The 16,514-nt window shown below is 65.1% G+C and carries 18 protein-coding genes; 9 read left to right on the top strand and 9 right to left on the bottom strand.

Annotation, left to right across the window (positions count from 1 at the left end; all coding sequences use genetic code 11):
- Positions 1-107 precede the first annotated feature (107 nt).
- Positions 108-2,636: an AAA family ATPase gene (locus tag D9V28_RS08885; protein ID WP_121659351.1), complete on the bottom strand. Its 2,529-nt coding sequence runs from the start codon at positions 2,634-2,636 to the stop codon at positions 108-110.
- A gap of 112 nt (positions 2,637-2,748) precedes the next feature.
- Complete coding sequence (locus D9V28_RS08880) at positions 2,749-3,039, bottom strand: hypothetical protein (RefSeq protein WP_121659350.1); 291 nt, start codon at positions 3,037-3,039, stop codon at positions 2,749-2,751.
- Positions 3,040-3,082: 43 nt separating this feature from the next.
- Here D9V28_RS08880 and D9V28_RS08875 point away from each other — a divergent pair, with 43 nt between their 5' ends.
- Together D9V28_RS08875 and D9V28_RS08870 are read left to right on the top strand one after the other, a co-directional pair.
- On the top strand, positions 3,083-4,591 hold the full coding sequence (locus tag D9V28_RS08875; protein ID WP_229727857.1) for a SulP family inorganic anion transporter: 1,509 nt from the start codon (positions 3,083-3,085) through the stop codon (positions 4,589-4,591).
- A 108-nt stretch (positions 4,592-4,699) separates the two neighbouring features.
- Entirely contained in the window at positions 4,700-4,990 is a 291-nt protein-coding gene (locus tag D9V28_RS08870; protein WP_147440954.1) for a hypothetical protein, read from the top strand.
- Between the two features lie 9 nt (positions 4,991-4,999).
- Here D9V28_RS08870 and D9V28_RS08865 read toward each other — a convergent pair whose 3' ends face one another.
- Complete coding sequence (locus D9V28_RS08865; protein WP_147440953.1) at positions 5,000-5,464, bottom strand: hypothetical protein; 465 nt, start codon at positions 5,462-5,464, stop codon at positions 5,000-5,002.
- Positions 5,465-5,930: 466 nt separating this feature from the next.
- Between D9V28_RS08865 and D9V28_RS08860 the strand changes: the two genes are divergently transcribed.
- Together D9V28_RS08860 and D9V28_RS08855 are read left to right on the top strand one after the other, a co-directional pair.
- On the top strand, positions 5,931-6,197 hold the full coding sequence (locus tag D9V28_RS08860; RefSeq protein ID WP_121659347.1) for an acylphosphatase: 267 nt from the start codon (positions 5,931-5,933) through the stop codon (positions 6,195-6,197).
- A gap of 93 nt (positions 6,198-6,290) precedes the next feature.
- The gene (locus D9V28_RS08855; protein ID WP_121659346.1) at positions 6,291-6,710 is read left to right on the top strand and encodes a four-helix bundle copper-binding protein; all 420 of its coding nucleotides are present in this window, start codon (positions 6,291-6,293) and stop codon (positions 6,708-6,710) included.
- 12 nt (positions 6,711-6,722) lie between these two features.
- Here D9V28_RS08855 and D9V28_RS08850 read toward each other — a convergent pair whose 3' ends face one another.
- Complete coding sequence (locus tag D9V28_RS08850; protein WP_147440952.1) at positions 6,723-7,073, bottom strand: hypothetical protein; 351 nt, start codon at positions 7,071-7,073, stop codon at positions 6,723-6,725.
- A gap of 126 nt (positions 7,074-7,199) precedes the next feature.
- Between D9V28_RS08850 and D9V28_RS08845 the strand changes: the two genes are divergently transcribed.
- Positions 7,200-7,685: a 2'-5' RNA ligase family protein gene (locus D9V28_RS08845; RefSeq protein WP_121659344.1), complete on the top strand. Its 486-nt coding sequence runs from the start codon at positions 7,200-7,202 to the stop codon at positions 7,683-7,685.
- Here D9V28_RS08845 and D9V28_RS08840 read toward each other — a convergent pair.
- The gene (locus D9V28_RS08840; RefSeq protein ID WP_121659343.1) at positions 7,682-8,182 is read right to left on the bottom strand and encodes a hypothetical protein; all 501 of its coding nucleotides are present in this window, start codon (positions 8,180-8,182) and stop codon (positions 7,682-7,684) included. The genes D9V28_RS08845 and D9V28_RS08840 overlap by 4 nt on opposite strands.
- Before the next feature lie 123 nt (positions 8,183-8,305).
- Here D9V28_RS08840 and D9V28_RS08835 point away from each other — a divergent pair, with 123 nt between their 5' ends.
- Complete coding sequence (locus D9V28_RS08835; RefSeq protein WP_121659342.1) at positions 8,306-8,518, top strand: hypothetical protein; 213 nt, start codon at positions 8,306-8,308, stop codon at positions 8,516-8,518.
- A gap of 47 nt (positions 8,519-8,565) precedes the next feature.
- The gene (locus D9V28_RS08830; RefSeq protein ID WP_121659341.1) at positions 8,566-9,186 is read left to right on the top strand and encodes a hypothetical protein; all 621 of its coding nucleotides are present in this window, start codon (positions 8,566-8,568) and stop codon (positions 9,184-9,186) included.
- Between the two features lie 60 nt (positions 9,187-9,246).
- Here the strand turns inward: D9V28_RS08830 and D9V28_RS08825 are convergent, their stop codons facing one another.
- The 4 genes from D9V28_RS08825 to D9V28_RS08810 form a co-directional block, all read right to left on the bottom strand.
- The gene (locus D9V28_RS08825; RefSeq protein ID WP_121659340.1) at positions 9,247-10,089 is read right to left on the bottom strand and encodes an SMP-30/gluconolactonase/LRE family protein; all 843 of its coding nucleotides are present in this window, start codon (positions 10,087-10,089) and stop codon (positions 9,247-9,249) included.
- Positions 10,090-10,092: 3 nt separating this feature from the next.
- A complete protein-coding gene (locus D9V28_RS08820) occupies positions 10,093-10,275 on the bottom strand; it encodes a PspC domain-containing protein (RefSeq protein WP_121659339.1) in 183 nt (60 codons plus the stop codon).
- Positions 10,276-10,348: 73 nt separating this feature from the next.
- Entirely contained in the window at positions 10,349-13,324 is a 2,976-nt protein-coding gene (locus tag D9V28_RS08815) for an AAA family ATPase (protein WP_121659338.1), read from the bottom strand.
- Positions 13,321-14,583 carry an exonuclease SbcCD subunit D gene (locus tag D9V28_RS08810; protein WP_121659337.1) on the bottom strand — a complete coding sequence of 421 codons (1,263 nt, stop codon included), beginning with the start codon at positions 14,581-14,583 and terminating at the stop codon, positions 13,321-13,323. Before D9V28_RS08810 ends, D9V28_RS08815 begins: the two co-directional genes overlap by 4 nt.
- A 150-nt stretch (positions 14,584-14,733) precedes the next feature.
- Between D9V28_RS08810 and D9V28_RS08805 the strand changes: the two genes are divergently transcribed.
- Together D9V28_RS08805 and D9V28_RS08800 are read left to right on the top strand one after the other, a co-directional pair.
- Positions 14,734-15,468, top strand: coding sequence for a histidine phosphatase family protein (locus D9V28_RS08805; RefSeq protein WP_121659336.1), 735 nt, complete (start codon positions 14,734-14,736; stop codon positions 15,466-15,468).
- The gene (locus D9V28_RS08800) at positions 15,452-16,336 is read left to right on the top strand and encodes an NAD(P)H-hydrate dehydratase (protein ID WP_121659335.1); all 885 of its coding nucleotides are present in this window, start codon (positions 15,452-15,454) and stop codon (positions 16,334-16,336) included. The genes D9V28_RS08805 and D9V28_RS08800 overlap by 17 nt, the downstream gene beginning before the upstream one ends.
- Positions 16,337-16,514 lie beyond the last annotated feature (178 nt).

The following is a 16,514-nucleotide window of genomic DNA, read 5'->3' as shown; positions in this document are numbered from 1 at the left end:
AGAGCAACGCGCAATCGGTGTTCAGGCTGCCCCGCAAGAACACCGATTGCGCGTAGCTACTGCGCCAGTCTGATCTTGAGTACCACTGAGCGCACTAGGGCATACCCCTAGTGGTCGGGGAATTTCGCATCACCTACGTGGGACGTCCCTTGACCATCAAGTAGCTGTCGGATCCCTCGCCGGGAGCTGAGTTGAAGCTTCGCGAGCACGTTTCCCATGTGGTACTCAACGCCCTTTACAGTCACGAAAAGCCGCTGGGCTACCTCGCGATTCGTGAGTCCCTGCGCGGCGAGATGTGCGACCTCGCGCTCGCGACCGCTGAGCACAGCCAGCGGGTCACGCGCTGATTGCTTTTTCTGCGCATGCGGAGGGCGGGTTGCCTCATCGAGCAGTTCGACCCACCAGCCGTGTTCGATTTGCGCCCTCGGTTTCTCCGTGGCGATCGCCTGGCGCGCGATGCGAATCACCGAGGCGCGGTCGCCCTCGGCCCGAGCACTGACGGCATCAACGAGGAGCAGCACTGTCTGGTCGATGGCCGGGTGGGCGTTTCGAGCTTCGGCGACATGGAGGGCCACCTCGTCCCGCTCACCCCTGGCCGCGGGCACAAGCGCCGCCGCCGCATGGGACACCCCGTACGTTGACGCTCCACCGACGTCGTCTGCGAGTGAGACCGCGATGGTGATGGTTGTTGATGCTTCGTCCAAACGCCCCTGGCGGAACTGGGCGAGCGCAAGCTCAACGCGCCCGAACGGAGCCATGGACGGACGCATCACATCGGCCAGGGCGATTCCGTGTTCCAGGTCGCGAATGGCCTCATCAAGCATCCCGCGCTGGCGTCGAATCGTGCCGCGAGTGATGAGCATGATGGCGTGGCGTGGCGTGAATCCGGAGACAGCCCCCTGACCGATCTCGGCGGAGATCTCCGCTTCAACGTTTCCTTCCGCCCCTGATCTCCAACTGGCGAAGGCATGCCAGGCACGAGCAATGCCCTCAAGCTCCGTCAACTCGACTCCACCGATAATGTCAGGGGCATAGTCCGGATCCGATTGCACGGCCGCGATGTTCGCCAGGGCGGCATCACTGGCACGAATCACATGGTCGTATCGGCGAAGCTCAATCTCGAGTGTGGCAATAGCTTCGTTCGCAACAGCAACCAGCGCCAGCTCACGCAACGTTTCGGGCACTGTCGACGCCGCACGCACGAGCGTGGTTCGAGCGGTGTGGACGTCTTCAACTGCGAACGCCGCGCTTCCGATAAGCAGGTCACGCTCCACCCCAGCGGGAAGGTTGGCGAACTCGGGCATCGCCTGAACGAGAAGGCCGAGTTGCCTCGTGGAGATAGCGAACAAGCCGGCCTGGACGAGCCGAGCGTGCCGATCGGTGGGAGCACTCGACACGGTGGCCGCCCAGAGCGAGTAACGCACGGCACGCTCGGCCTCGTGATGCCGCATCGCCTCTCGGGCTTCGTGATCGAGCACCGCGGCTAATTCCTCATCGGGCCCCGCAGAGGCGCACACCCGGTGGCGAAGGCCGCGGTCCCCGCCGGTGACCTGAGCTGCGGCCCGGTGAAGTTCCTGCCGACGCCGCACCGAGAGGTCGGCGAGCACTGCATCGCCGACGCGGTGGTGATGCAGTTGCAGCTCCAACTGGCCTCCGCTGTCGACAATGTCGGCCAGACCGGAGCGGGCAGCATCGTCAACTGCCTCATCGCTGGCGGCCGGCCCCGAGAGCTGGGCGATGGCGGCGCTCAGCACGGTCACCGGCACCCGACCGTCGAAGATGGCGATCATTTCGATGACCGTTCGTGCCGCGGTATTGAGTCTCTCTAGCGAGTCTCGCATGATGGCTTCGAAGCCGGGAGCAAGCGGAAGCACTCCGTCGCCGAGTCTCCGCTCGAGATCGATCACGGGATCCGCGGCGGAGGCGACATACTCGAGGATCACCCGAATGTGCAGCGGGTTGCCGTCGGTTGCGGCGATCAGGCGCTGTGCGGTGCGCCGGGGAAGCCGCAGAGCCAGTTTCGAGTGGGCGAGGTCAACGACGTTGTCTGCGGAGAGGCCGCCGAGGTCAAGTTCCACGCCACGTTCGTCGTCAAGCACAAGTCGACGGATGTGGGCCAGGAAATCAGTGGGTGCCGGACGCGCAGCGATCAGGATGAGCATCCGGTCATGAAGGGATCGTCTGCCGGCGAACCACAGCGCCCGCGCGGACTGCTCGTCCATCCACTGAGCGTCGTCGATGGCAATGATCGTCGCTCCTTCGCTGGCGTCGACGAGGGCGAGCAGTTCGGCACCGACGGTGAGCGTCGATGCCGCGGGGTCGATGCCGTTTGCGAGCACCGGGCTGAGGCGAGACTGGTCGAATGGTGAGAGCAACTGGTTCAGAACGCCGTACGGAAGGGCCCTCTCGTACGCGTCGGCCACAGCGTGGTGGCGAGGCCAGGCGGGGAGGGAGTCCAAAGCTTCACGAAGAAGCGCCGTCTTGCCGAATCCCGACTCACCCAGAATGAGCACGAACTGCGCCTTGTGTTCCTCAACGGCTGCTGCCGCACGCGCAATGGCGTTCAACTGCCGGGCTCGACCGTACAGGACGGACGCTCGCGGGGCAGCCGGATCGGTGGGCGGCTCGACTGTCATTTGGCTTTCACCGTAGGGCCAAAGCTGGTGTCTCGCTAGCCCTTCTCCGGGGTGGCGGCGACTCGCGACGTAACCTGGCCGACGCCTCGAACTGACGTGGGGCAACCGACCCTCAACGAACCGGATACCAGCGCCCGCTGTCACGCACGGTGACCGCCCAGGTCACCGGCTCCGCCAGCTCGCTGGTCCTGGCCACAACCTGGCCACCGATCGCGAGCGCCACCTCATCGTCGTCCTCGGCGAACCGGACGGTGATGCGCGCCGCGCCCCGAACGACGGCGACATCCGACGCCTCAACCGTGGCGAATTCGGCTGCAGCTTCGGCAGCGGCCGGGAGCACCGCGTCGGGTCGCACACCGGGGGCCAACCGGCCGATGGTGATAGTGACGCGATAGGAGGGCATCCCTCAAGAGTATGCCGCCCGGGCCAACGCATACAGTTGACCGGTGACCTCCCCGATTTTCCCCGAGTCGACCGCTCGTTCCGGCGCCCCGTTGTCTCCAACGGTGCTCGCTACTCTGCGCAATCCGAGGGCCCTGAGTGTTGAAGTGCTCGCGGGGATCGTCACGACACTCGCGCTCATCCCCGAGGTCATTTCGTTCTCGGTGATCGCCGGGGTTGACCCCAAAATCAGCCTCGTGGCATCCGTCGTTCTGGCGATTTCGATGTCGTTCCTCGGGGGACGTCCGGCGATGATCACCGCTGCGGCCGGCGCCGTTGCGCTGGTCGTGGCCCCTCTGGTGAAGGAGCACGGTGTCGAATACCTGCTCCCCGCTGTCGTGCTTGCCGGCCTCGTCCAGGTGCTCTTCGGCGTCACCGGGCTCGCACGCCTGATGCGGTTCATTCCACGGTCTGTGATGATCGGCTTCGTCAACGCGCTCGGCATCCTCATCTTCACCGCACAGGTGCAGCACCTGATCGGTCAGTCGTGGCTCGTCTATCCGCTGTTCGCGCTGACCCTCGCCATCGTGCTTGTGCTGCCGAGGTTCACGAAAGCGGTTCCTGCGCCGCTCGTCGCCATTGTGGTGGTGACGGCGATCACTCTGATCGCCCACCTCACCGTTCCGACCGTCGGCGACCAGGGCGATGTGGCCGGTGGCCTCCCCGGGATCACGGCGCTGCTCGTTCCGCTGAACCTCGAGACGCTCCAGATCATCTGGCCGACCGCGCTCAGCGTCGCGTTCGTCGGGCTGATGGAAACCCTGCTGACCGCCAAGCTCGTCGACGACATCACCGAAACGCGGTCCGCGAAAAACCGTGAGTCATGGGCACTCGGCGTCTCGAACATCCTCGCCGGCTTCTACGGTGGCATCGCTGGCTGCGCCATGATCGGCCAAACCGTCGTCAACGTGAAACTCGGCCGGGCACGCACCCGCATCTCAACGTTCATCGCCGGTGTCGTGCTCCTGCTGCTCGTCACCGTGCTGAGCGACGTGATGGAGCAGATCCCGATGGTGGCGCTCGCGGCCGTGATGATGGTCGTCGCCGTGACGACGGTCAACTGGCACAGCATCTCGCCATTAACACTGAAGCGGATGCCAGTACCCGAGACGGTCGTGATGGTCACCACGGTTGTCGTTGTCGTTGTCACCCACAACCTCGCGGTCGGTGTGGCGGCAGGTGCGGTGCTGGCCATGGTGCTGTTCGCCCGTCGGGTGGCCCACGTTGTGCGGGTGGATCGCACACTGTCGGAGGACGGGACCCGAGTGCGTTACGAGGTGAACGGACCTCTGTTCTTCGGTTCGAGCAACGACCTGGTCGAACAGTTCTCATACGGGCAGGACCCGGCCGACGTTGTCGTCGATTTCACGTCGTCCCAGATCTGGGATGCGTCGACCGTCGCCGTTCTCGACTCCGTGCAATCCAAATATCGCGCGCATGGCATCACCGTCGAGTTCGAGGGCCTGGACGACAGGTCTTCAAGTTTCCACAGCAACCTCACCGGGCGCCTCTGACCCGACCTGGTGGACGGGAACTTACACCGATTGCTCCGGTTTGAAAAGGCTGTGCGGTGGGAAAGCGCGATGAGTAACGTCGGGGTCACGTTCACGAAAGGAACCGGCATGACTGAGCAGCACCCCACCGAAAACGGTAACGACACGCTTCCACCCCTCGCGGATCAGGGCCAGCGCGACGGCAGCTACGAAGAGGCAAAGAACGCCGACTCCGCCGATCAGTCGTCGTTGGAGACGCCGCCGGACGACGGTATGACAACCGACGAGGCAGCAGACGGTTCCGACCGCTCCGTCGACGGCGCAGACGATGCTGGCGGATCGAAGCCCTCAGGCCAGACCGGCAACTACAGTGCAGCCGGGACGGATGCCATCGACGAGACAGTGCCCGTTCAGGACTGACGGCACGGCTCAGGCGTCGTCGTAGTCAGTGAAGTTCCTGATGTGCCGCGTCGGCGCTACGGTCACGGCTGCTTCTCGCGGCTCGGTGCGGTGAAGCGGAATCGCGACGAGGAGGATGATCAGCAGAATGACGGCAGCACTCACCGTGAACGGAGGAAGACCGGCCACAAAGTCGACAGCGGGACCGTGGAAGACGGCGAGGACCGAGCCGCTCAGGTCGGTGACCGGAGCCGTCCAGCTGTCGGGGCGGAACGCATCCGTCACTGCCATGCTTTCGTTCTTTATCTCAGCCACGTGACCAACCGCGAAGCTGCTCGCGGTCGGCGTACGGACGGCCACCGTGTCACCGATCTCAGGGATTCCGGCCTGCGGCGCAACCACCGCGATGGCGCTCTCGCCCTTACTCACCGCGTCAGTAACAAGAACAGCGCGTTGGCCGGTCAGGGCCGCCCAGAGCATAGGAAAAACGAGCACGAGTAATAGCGCAGTGATTATCACGCGGCGCGCGACAATCCCTGCGTGAAGTGCGGGTGTCAAAGCGTCATCGTCTGGCCAAGTCGGCCGGACATGAGTTCTGATGACCGTCGGGATAGGTCGGATGTTCACTAGGGGTCCCCTCGGTGCCAAGCTCCGTCGGGTACGGAAAAGACGCTCAGCGATGACCATTCTGGCGGGAAAAATGGTACAGAACCCTAGGGACTGGCCCTAGGGTTTGCAACGGGTTTCCGATCTGTCGTCGTGGTCGGGTGAAACCCACCTGAACCGCGGCGACAGGTCGGCACGCGCTGCGCCAGAGATCATATCTCTTTCGGGTCCTTCTGCGGCTCCCGCGCTGCGTGGCAACGCCGTGGCAACACAGCACCCGGCACGACCCGACTCGGGTTTCGGACACCTTTGCCGCGCGCGTGGTATTTCGTACGGGCGGAGTGACAATGGAGGAGTGATCCGCAAACACGTGATTGTGCACGGAACTGTGCAGGGCGTCGGCTTCCGGTACTGGACGCGGGCCGAGGCTCAGCGCCTCGGTGTGACCGGCTGGGTCCGCAACCGTCTCGACGGCACCGTGGAGGCCGAGGTCGAAGGAACAGAGGCCGACGTGAGCGCTCTGATCGAGTGGCTTCGTCGTGGCCCGAGCTACGCCACGGTGACTGGCCTGAACGCTGCCGACATTGAGTACCGCGGCGACGCCGACTTCGTCGTGCTCTGATCGGCTGGCGCAGCGCGAGAACTGCTGACAGCGGCGTGTCTGCGGCGTAGCATTCCTGTCACCGACGGACCGACCGAGCAGGAGAAGACTCTGATGAACACCACGTCACAAATGATGATGATGCACGAGAAGGACATGCCGATGGGCGGCATGAACATGTCGCTGATGCAGGAATGCATGGAGGCAACTGCCGCATGCGAGCAGGCGTGCACCATGTGCGCTGCCACGATGTCGGGCGACGGTATGGCGACCTGCATGAACATGTGCATGAACATGGCCGACATGGCGAACACGATGATGCGAATGATGATGCGTCCAGCCGGAATGCACATGGAAAGCATGATGGCCGCATTACAGGCCACCATGACGATGTGCGCGGCATGCGCCGACGAGTGCATGACCCACGCCGACATGCACGAGGACTGCGCGATGTGCGCTGAGGTGTGCCGTCAGTGTGCCATGGCCTGCCAGAAGATGATGGACTCGCTGTCCGGAGTGATGCCCGCAAGCTGAGCCCGCTTGAACTCAGGCTCCATCGACTCCTGGAAGAGCGGGCGCGACGAGCACGTGAACGCGGTCCGAACCGAGGGCGAGCATGTCGTAGAGCGCGTGCACGGCCACCGGTGTTCCGAGCGTCACCTCACTCGACAGGTCGGCGTGATTCCAGACCCAGATTGTGCGGTCGGACTCCATCAGGCCGATGCCGATCCACCCGCTCGCTGGGAGGTGGGTGACGACGCCGTCGCGCCATTTGCTTGGCGTCGCAGCGGCGACCCGCACCTGCAGGGGGCGAACACCGTGCCCTGGTGATGTCTTGTCGCAGCCGCGCGGCGAGCACAGCATGGTCTCGTTCACTCCGGGGTGAAGATGTGACATTCTGTCCTCCTTCCGCGTGGACCGCCGCATTCCGGCGTTGACATCCACGGTAAGTCGGAGAACGGATGCCGTCACCCGGCTCCGTCACACTCCGAAACACTGGGGCGACAGTTCTAGACTCGGCTCATGTCGCGAGTGGTGGTCGTCCTTCCCCTCACTCCCCTCGCCGTTGGCGATAACTTCCTGGTTTCGGCCTGGCCACTGCACGTCACCGTGGTGCCGCCGTTTGCCACGGACGCCTCCATTTCGGACATGGCCGAAGCGCTCGCCGAATCAGTGGGAAGCGAAGCGGATCTCTCCGTCCTCGCCACCGGAGACGACCTGTTCGGTCGCCGCAACAACATCCCGGTCACGCTCATCGCCGACGACGAACGACTGTTGGCCCTGCGCAATCGACTCGTCGCCGGTGTGCGGCCGTTTGCCAGGAACCCGGACGATCGCGCCTTCTCCGGCGCGGAGTTTCGCGCACACGTCACGGTGAAGGGCGCGAATCGGGTGCACGAGGGCGACGTGCTGCGACTGCAGCAGGTGGCACTTGTGGATATGGCACCGCGCCAGTCCCCCACCGGTCGCACCGTCCTCGCGACGGTGCCGTTGCTTCCCGCCGGCTAACCCTCGGCGTCCTCAGCCGAGGCCTGGTCGGCAGTGTCGAGATGCACCCGTTTGTACGTTCGGCCATCGGCCAGTTTCACGGTCTCGGCGCGGAGCGAGCCCCGGCTCACCCGCAGGTAGATCGCCTGGGCCGTAACTCCCAGCTGCTTCGCCGCTTCCGCCACCGACAGACCCGGAAGGTCGGTCGGCACGCTGCTTGGGCGGGCCGACCGTTTACGTCCGGCTTCGTGCCGTTCGACGATTTCCTCGTCGGTGCCGAGCCAGCGCCACTTCGCGGCTGAGGGTTTCAGCCCCGCCGCGCTCGCGACGTCGTCCCAGCTCGTTCCGTCCTCGATCGCCTCTCGAACAGCGGCCAGAGTTGCGGGATCTTTCTCGAGTTCTGCGAGAAGCGAGCGGATGTCACGCAGCCGGCTGACAGCATCCGGAATCGTCTTCGCGTTGTCACCTTCCGCAACGCGGGAGAGAGCGGCTCGGGTGGCTGGCGACAAATAGGGCACGGCCCCATCGTATCCGCGCCGCGGGCAAGTGACCGGGATCGACGGCGAGCGCAACCCCTTGAGCGTAACGGGGCGCATGCAACAAGGTGGAAGCATCCCACTTTGACCATCAGGAGCTGACCAATGAGTCCCAGGTTCATCTTTATTCTCGCCCTCGCGTTCGCGGCATACGTGCTCGGTGCCAAAGCCGGCCGACCACGCTACGAACAGATCCGGACGAGCGTGACCTCCTTCTGGGACGACCCCAAGGTGCGGGCCACCCGCAAGAAGGTTGGGCGCAAGGCGGCACGATCCGAGCGGGCACTCGCGAAGAAAATCAAGCAGCGCAAGCGCTAAACGGGTAGACCAGTATTCACCGATCACTTACTTCCGGAGGCAACAAAATGAGTGACCCCACCAAAGACGAAGTTCCGACGCCAGCAGAGGTTTTTGCCAACTCAGAGTTGGCTGACGCGCCCGAGACCGACGACAGTGCGACGGGCACCGACGACAGCGACACGACCGGAGGCGCCGACTCGTCACAGATCACCTTTGAGCAACACGATGGCGACCAGTCGGACGAGTCAGACGCGCACGTGTCGGGTGTCGGCCAGCCGGATGTCGATTCCGCTGCCGAGCACGCCCACGCAACCATCGACGACGCTCCACTTGACGCGCCGGGGCTGAAGGACGCAGCCCACGACGCTGTCGAGCAGGGTGCTGAGGCCGTGAAACCGCTGGCCGAGGGATCGGACGACCAGGGCGAGGCCGCCGAGAAGGCTGCTGCAGCGGTTGCCGCCGAACTGGCGGAGAAGCTGGAGAAGGCGGCATCGATCGCCCAGGACAAGGCCGCTCACGCGGCGGATGCGTCGCGTGAAGCAATCGACGCCGCCCGCGAGGCCACCCAGGCCGCGATCTCGGACTTCCGGAGCAACTACGAGAAACGACCGGGCACGGTGGTCGCGGTCGCGACTCTCGCAGTTCTCGCCGCTGTCGCGCTTCTCGTCAAGGTGTTCCGCCGCTAACACCGTGAGCACCAGCCGAACCCGGGTCGCAGATGCGACCCGGGTTCGTTGCGTTTCGGCTCAGCCTGCGTACGCCAGCACGGGTTTCCCTGGCACGTCGGCGCGCAGAGTGAAGACGGCGCCCGCCTCGGGTTCTGGGTCGTCGAGGTTCTCACGCGAGGTGGTGATGAAGAGGTCTCGTCCGTCAGCACCACCGAGGGTGCACGCGGTGACGAGACGAACGGGTAACTCGATCTCCGCGAGGACGGAGGTGTCTGGCGCGTACAACCGAACGCGTCCCACCGAGTTCAAAGCAACCCAGATGTTTCCTTCGGAGTCGACGCAGAGTCCGTCTGGGCTTCCGTCCCCTCCGTCCGCAAACGGGCGTCGATGAACGAGGGCGTTGTCCTGGACGTCGAACACATCGGTGCGTCCGGTTGCGGTGTCGTTGTAGTACGCGCGGGTGCCGTCCGGCGAGAAGTCGATGCCGTTCGAAATCGTCACGTTCGGCAGGAAGGTGCTCGCTGCTCCGGTCGGGTCGATGCGATACAGCGACGCTGCGCCCTCGGTCTGGTCGTATCCCATCGATCCGGCATACAGGCTGCCGTCCGGCGCACAGCCGCCCTCGTTCATGCGAACGCCGGGATCCGTCCACAGCTCGAGCCGGGAGCTCGGCGGCTCAGTGACGGAGTCCGCCAGTCCGATGCCACGCTCGAGCCCAACGACGTAGCCGCCGCGTGTACGGGGCCGCACGAACGCCGCGATCTCGCCCACGTGCATCCGTTTCACTCCCCCGGAAGCGTCGACGGAGAGGATGTCGCCCGCGAGCATGTCGACGAAGCGGAGCCCGCCCCAGCTGTCCGACCACACCGGGCCCTCTCCGTGGTACGCAACCGGGTCCGTGAACTGCTCGAGCGCCGCCATGCGTCAGTACTTCGCGCTCGGGATGAGGATCCAGAGGATGATGTAGGCGATGATCTGGGGTCCTGGCAGAAGGAAACTCAGCACGGTCAACACCCGCACGAGGGTGATCGAAATGCCGAAACGGTTGGCGACAGCCGCGCAAACACCGGCGATAACCCGGCCGCGGCGAGGACGAATGAGGTTCATGCGCCCAGCCTGACACCGCCGCCCGCGCGGCACAATCGGGGTTTTACCTGATTGCTCGGCCGGGTCGCCGTGCTCAGACCAGTTCGAAGCCCAGGGGAACCGTGCTCACTGCAACCCTGCTGGCCCCCGAGTCGGTCACGTCAATGCGGAGCTTCGCGTGGATCTGCTCCTTCATGGCGTCGACGTGGCTGATCAGCCCGATGGTGCGACCACCTGAGCGCAGGCTGTCCAGTGTCGACATGGCAATCTCGAGCGTGTCGCCGTCAAGCGAGCCGAATCCCTCATCGATGAACAGGGTGTCGAGGGAAATGCCGCCGGCCTGGTTCGTCACCACCTCGGCAAGTCCGAGCGCGAGGGCGAGGGACGCCAGGAAGGTTTCACCACCGGAGAGCGAGTGGGTGGGCCTGGCACGTCCCGTGTGTTCGTCGAGGATCGCAAGGCCAAGCCCCGATCGGGTGTTGCGGTATTGCACGGAGTCGTCGTGTTGCAGGGTGTACCTGCCGCTGGTCATGGTGCCGAGCCTGGCATTCGCCGCGGTGACGATTTCTTCAAGCTGGGCGGCGAGCACGTACGTTTCGAGACGCATACGTTTGGTGTTCGGCTCGTTGCCCTGAACAGCGCTCGCGAGGGCACGAACGTGCTCGTATTCCTCTCTCAATGCAGCGGATGCTTCCTGCTCGGTACGCACTCGGCACACGATCGCGCCCAGCTGGCCGACTCGCTCGGACAGTGAACTGGCTGCCTGGAGAGCAGCGTCCCTGGAACTGCGCGTTTCTGCGACGAGGGACTCTGCGGCGGAAAGGTCGATCAGGTCGGCGGGAAGGTCGGCGAGCTCCGGTTCAGCGAGAGTGGATCGCGCGGACGCCACGGCGTTGTCGAACTCGCGAATCCGGGTATCGAGGGATGCAATTTCGGCGGCGCCTCGACGCGCGGCATCGACGGCGGCTTCATCGGCGCAGTCGTTTTCTGCCAGCTGATCGGCGAGTGTTTCGGTTGCGGCGGCCAGGGCTGCCTGCCGTGTCTGAGTGGTCGCCATGGCGTCGAGGAGGTCTCGAGCGGCCTCGAGCCGCCGCTCAAGTTCCGCTGCCCGCTCGGCGACGGACTCGAAGCCGGACCGGTGTTCGGTGACGCGGGTCGTTGCCTCAGTTAGTCGTGTGGCCGCCTCGGCAACGCCGGTCGACGCCCTCGCAGAATCGGCGCGGAGCGCTGTGAGGGACTCTGTCGCTGTGTCGAGTTCGGCGCGAAGGGCGGCCTGTCGCGCTTCGTAACCGACCACTTGCTCAGCTGCCGTCTCGAGGTCGATGAGTTCGAGCGTGGCATCGGCGAGTTCGGCGTCGATTTCGTCGAGTGGTTTGGATTCGGCTCGCGCCTGCTCAGCGGCCAGCCTGGTGGCGAGGTCTTGCGCGATCGCCGTGGCGTCGTCGAGCTCGGAACGTCGGTCGGCAACTGCGGCCCGCGCAGCCGCCATGTCAGCTTCGGTAATCTCGTCGCCGTCCCACGAAGCCGGTTTCGGATGCTCAGGTGACCCACAAACGGCGCAGGGGTCTCCGGCTACGAGCGCACGGGCGAGTTCACCGGCGTGGCCGTTGAGGCGTGCCGTGAAGAGTTCGTCGAGGCGTGTGGCCGCTGCCAGGTGGGCCGCGCTGGCGTCTTTCTCTGTGAACCGGGCTTCGGTGAGTTTTCGATCGAGCGTGGCCGCACGCTGGGCGGCGGAACGGGCGACCTCGAGTCGCGCGACTTTTGCTTTCGCTTCGGGCAGGCTCGCCGCGGTGACCTTCGCGACGCTGAGCTCTTCGGCAACCGCATGAAGCTGCCCCGGAAGCTCGGCGACCCGGTGAGTGGCGGCGGCGACGTCGGCTTCACGGTCAGCGTGGACCTTCTCGAGCCGTTCGACCTCGCCCCGCAGCCGGTGAAGGGTGCGCTCGTCGGCGACGATGCCCTGCAGCGTGCCGAGCGAACGCGCCAACTCGTCGATGACCTTACCGAGCGTCTCGGCGTCGATGTCAATCGCGCCCTCGAGCAGCGCCGAGTAGCGCTCTGTTTTCTCCTTCTCCGCTTCGACGGCCCGTTGGTGCGCAGACTCGGCTCCGCGGCGCGCGGCGACGTGTGCCCAGACGGAGGACGCGCGTCGCGCCCGGTCGAGTGTCTCGCGGTCTGCTTCGATGGCTTCGGTCTGGGTCTCGAAGGTCTCGAGGGTGGACCGTGCGCTGTCGCGTCGGAGTTGCCTACGGCGCGTATCCTGCAGCGCCCGGTGTTCGGCGTCGGCGGTGGAGAACTCGGCGTCGGCGACCGTCGCGGCCTCTGCCGCCCTGGCATGAGCGTCGGTGAGCTCGGCGAGGATCTCATCGAACCAGGCAAGGGCGGGTTGAGTCGGCGCCTCCTGCTGCACGAGCCCGGCCGCGAGCGCCGCCTGGCTTTGGAGGCTGCCTCCTGACGAGTCGAGTTGCGCGGCGAGGTCCTTGCTCCGTGCGACGAGGGCGAGCTCCATCTGTTCGAACCGTTTGGTGCCGAACAGTGTGCGGAGAACCGCCTGGCGTTCGTCGTTCTTGGCGAGGAGGAACTGCTGGAACCTGTTCTGTGCGAGCAGAATCACCTGCAGGAACTGGTCTTTCGTGAGCCCGAGAATCGCATCGAGCTCGGTGGCCACGTCGACGGGCCGAGCGGCAATGCCTTCCCAGACTCCGTCGGTCAATCGGAACAGCTCAGCCGTTGCTTTCTGAGGTGTCGTTCCGGAGCCGCTTTTCTTGGGGCGTTCGTACTCCGGCGAGCGGCGCACGCGGTAACTCGTGCCGTGAACGGTGAACTGCAACTCGACGAACGTCGAGTCGCCCGGTTCGCAGTAGTCGCTGCGGAGCCGGGACTGGGTTCCGTCATAGCGCGGAACACCGCTGTACAGGGCGAAGCAGATCGCATCGAGCAGGCTGGACTTGCCAGCCCCTGTTTTACCGGTGATGAGGAAGATGCCGTCATCGTCGAACCGTTCAAAGTCGATCTGCTGTTCGTCTTTGTACGGACCGAAGCCCGCGATGGTCAGCCGCTGGATCTTCATGCGTCCACTCCGGCGAGGGTGTCGACGGCACGAGGAACGTCGGCCTGGGGCACCCGGGTCTTCGTCGGCACCGTGACGACCTCATCGTTCGCGCCGAGGGCAACCTCGGTGAGCACCGAGTTGAGGATCTCGGTTTCGAGCTCGGTTGGACCGGCGCCGTTGCGGACGAACTCAAGGAAACCGGAGACGATCTCGGTGTCGGTGCGCGCGTGTACCCGCTCGGCGTAGGTCGTCTCTGTGCTCGATGCGGTGACCTCGGGGCGGTGCTCGAGGGTCACGCAGTGCGCGAACCGTGACTGCAGCTTGCGCATGCCGTCGAGTGGACGCACCTGGTCGGTGAGCACAACGGAAACCCAGTGCTCTTCGACCGGAGCGTGCGCTGTGTCGGCGAGAATCTCGTCGAGGGTTCCGGTGAGCACAGAAAGCTCGCGTGGGATCGGCAGGTCGAGCCATTCGACACTCGCCAGGCCATCGGCATCGAGGTCGACGAGCCAGGCGCCGCGCGGTTTGGACGCCTCAGAGAAGGAGTAGTGGAGCGGTGCACCGGAGTAACGCACGCGGTCGCTGAGCATCGAGCGGCCGTGGATGTGACCGAGGGCGACGTAGTCAGGGCCGTGGAAGACGCTCAGCGGCACGTAGTCGATGCCGCCGGAGGTGATGTCGCGTTCAACGTCGCTCGACTCGACACTGTTCTGCGAAACACTGTTCTGTGAAACATTGACGGCGAAGCAGTGCGAGAGCACGACGCTTCGGCCACCTCGCTCGGCCATGTCGGCGCGGATGCGTCCCATCACGAAGTCGAGTACCTGTTCGTGGTTTCGCAGCGGAACGTTCGGGTAGTGGTGACGCAGCAGCGACGGTTCGAGATAAGGAATGCCGTAGAAGTGAACGGGCCCAGCATCGTCGGTGATTGTGACCGGGTTGTTGTGCTGCTCCTGACGAGTGATGACGTGCACGCCGGCAAGTCCAGAGAACCGCGACATGAAACCGAGCCTGGTGGCGGAATCGTGGTTGCCGCTGGTGAGAACGACGGATGCTCCTGCCTCACGCAGCGCCACGACCGACGCTTCGAGCACGGTGTATGCCTCGGCTGACGGAGTGGCTGAGTCGAAGATGTCTCCGGCGACAACAACAACGTCGACCGAGCGTTCGCGCACTTCAACGGCGAGCGCAGCGAGCACGGTGCGCAGGTTCTCGATGGTCGAGTGACCATGGAACGTGCGACCGATGTGCCAGTCGGAGGTGTGCAGGATTCTCATACCTTCACGCTAACCCGGGGCACCGACATCGTTCGTTCGCGACGCCGGAGCTGTGGATTTCTGCGGGTCGCTTGTGATGACATCCGCTCTCGAAATCAAGCCCCTCGGCCGACTTGGGTGCCGAGAAGGTGTCTGACTTAGTGTTGCGACATGACTGCAACCCAACTGTGGCTGGTTCGGCACGGGGAGAGCACGGCGAATGTGCTCGCGACCGAGGCGCAACGAGCAGGTCTTGAGGCCATTGCTGTGGAACATCGCGACGCGGATGTGCCGTTATCGGATGCCGGTATGCGGCAGGCGGAGGCGCTTGGACACTGGCTCTCAGCGGCCGACGGCAGGCCGGAGTCGGTGTGGAGTTCGCCGTATCTTCGGGCGCAGCAGACGACGGCGATCGCGCTCGAGGGCTCAGGGCTGGAACTGCCGATCCTGGTCGACGAGCGGTTGCGAGACAGGGAACTCGGCATCCTCGACGCGTTGACCTCGCACGGCGTCGACGTGCGGCTGCCCGAGGAGGCGGCGCGACGGCGCTGGCTGGGGAAGTTCTACTACCGGCCGCCGGGCGGAGAGTCATGGACGGATGTTGTGCTGCGCGTGCGTTCATTCCTCCGCGATCTGGACTCGACGAGCGGCGACGGCCCCGTGCTGATTGCAGCGCACGACGCCGTTGTGATGGTGTTCCTCTACATCTGCCTCGGCTGGTCTGAACAAGAGCTGCTCGACTTCATCGGCTCGCACACAGTGCTCAACGCGTCGGTCACGCAACTCTCGCGGGAGCCCGGCTCGGCACGCTGGACCCTCGACGTCTTCTCACACGACGATCACCTTGAAGCCCTTGGCGTCCCAGTCACCCGACACGGAGGAGACAGCAATGTCCACCCGCACTGACCCCTCCGACCACGTAGTGGTCACCCCCAACCTGCTGCGGGAATGGGCGCTGCCCGAGGCCAGCGACTCGAAGTACGGGCGCGGCACAGTGCTCATCGTCGGCGGCGCACGGCGCTCCCCCGGTGCGGCGATGCTCGCTGGAATGGCCGCGCTGCGCGTCGGCGCCGGGCGGCTGACACTCGCTGTGGCTGGGTCCGTCGCTGCACCTGTCGCTGTCGCCGTGCCCGAGAGCGGAATCGTGTTCCTGCCCGAAACGGCGGACGGTGCTGTCTCCGGGGACGGGCTCGCGGTTGCCGAAAAGGATCTCTCGAGCAGCGACGCGGTGCTCGTGGGTCCCGGCCTCGATGACCCCGACGAACTCAAGGTGATGCTCTCGACCCTGCCGTCGCTTTTGGGTGAGGAAACGGTCGTCGTGCTGGACGCGTTCGCGCTCGGAGTTCTTCCCGGGGTGCCGGATGCCGTCTCGGCGTTGGCCGGTCGGCTGCTGCTGACACCGAATAAAGGCGAGGCCGAGCGGTTGCTCGAACGAGACCTCGGCGACGATCTTGCCACGGACATCGCGGAAATTGCCGAGCGTTATGGCGCAGTGGTCACCTGTTACGACGTCATCGCTCATCCCGACGGTCGGGTGTGGCGCACCGGAACCGGCGCGGGCGGACTCGCCACATCGGGCAGCGGCGACGTGCTCGCCGGCGCCATCACCGGGCTCTGCGCACGCGGTGCATCGCTCGAGCAGGCGGCGGTCTGGGCCACCCACGCGCACGCCGCGGCCGGTGATCGTCTCGCCGTTCAGGTCGGCCCGATGGGGTTCCTGGCGCGCGAACTGCTCGACGAGTTCCCGCGCGTGCTGGTCGAAATCAACGGGTAGCGCCTACCCGCACCTTGCGTGGGCGCAAACGGTTGATGGTGCGCGCTCGGTGTCGCCTGCCCGCACCTTGCGTGGGCGCAAACGGTCAGTCACGCTGTGCTCGGTCACAGATGGCGACGATCTTCGTGAAAATTCGACCGTTCGCGACCGAGCAAGGGTGCAACAGCCGTTTGCGACC

This window comes from Mycetocola zhadangensis (assembly GCF_003668565.1).
Classification (GTDB): domain Bacteria; phylum Actinomycetota; class Actinomycetes; order Actinomycetales; family Microbacteriaceae; genus Mycetocola_A; species Mycetocola_A zhadangensis.
Note: the sequence above shows the minus strand (reverse complement) of the source record. Positions and strands in the feature narration are given on the sequence as shown.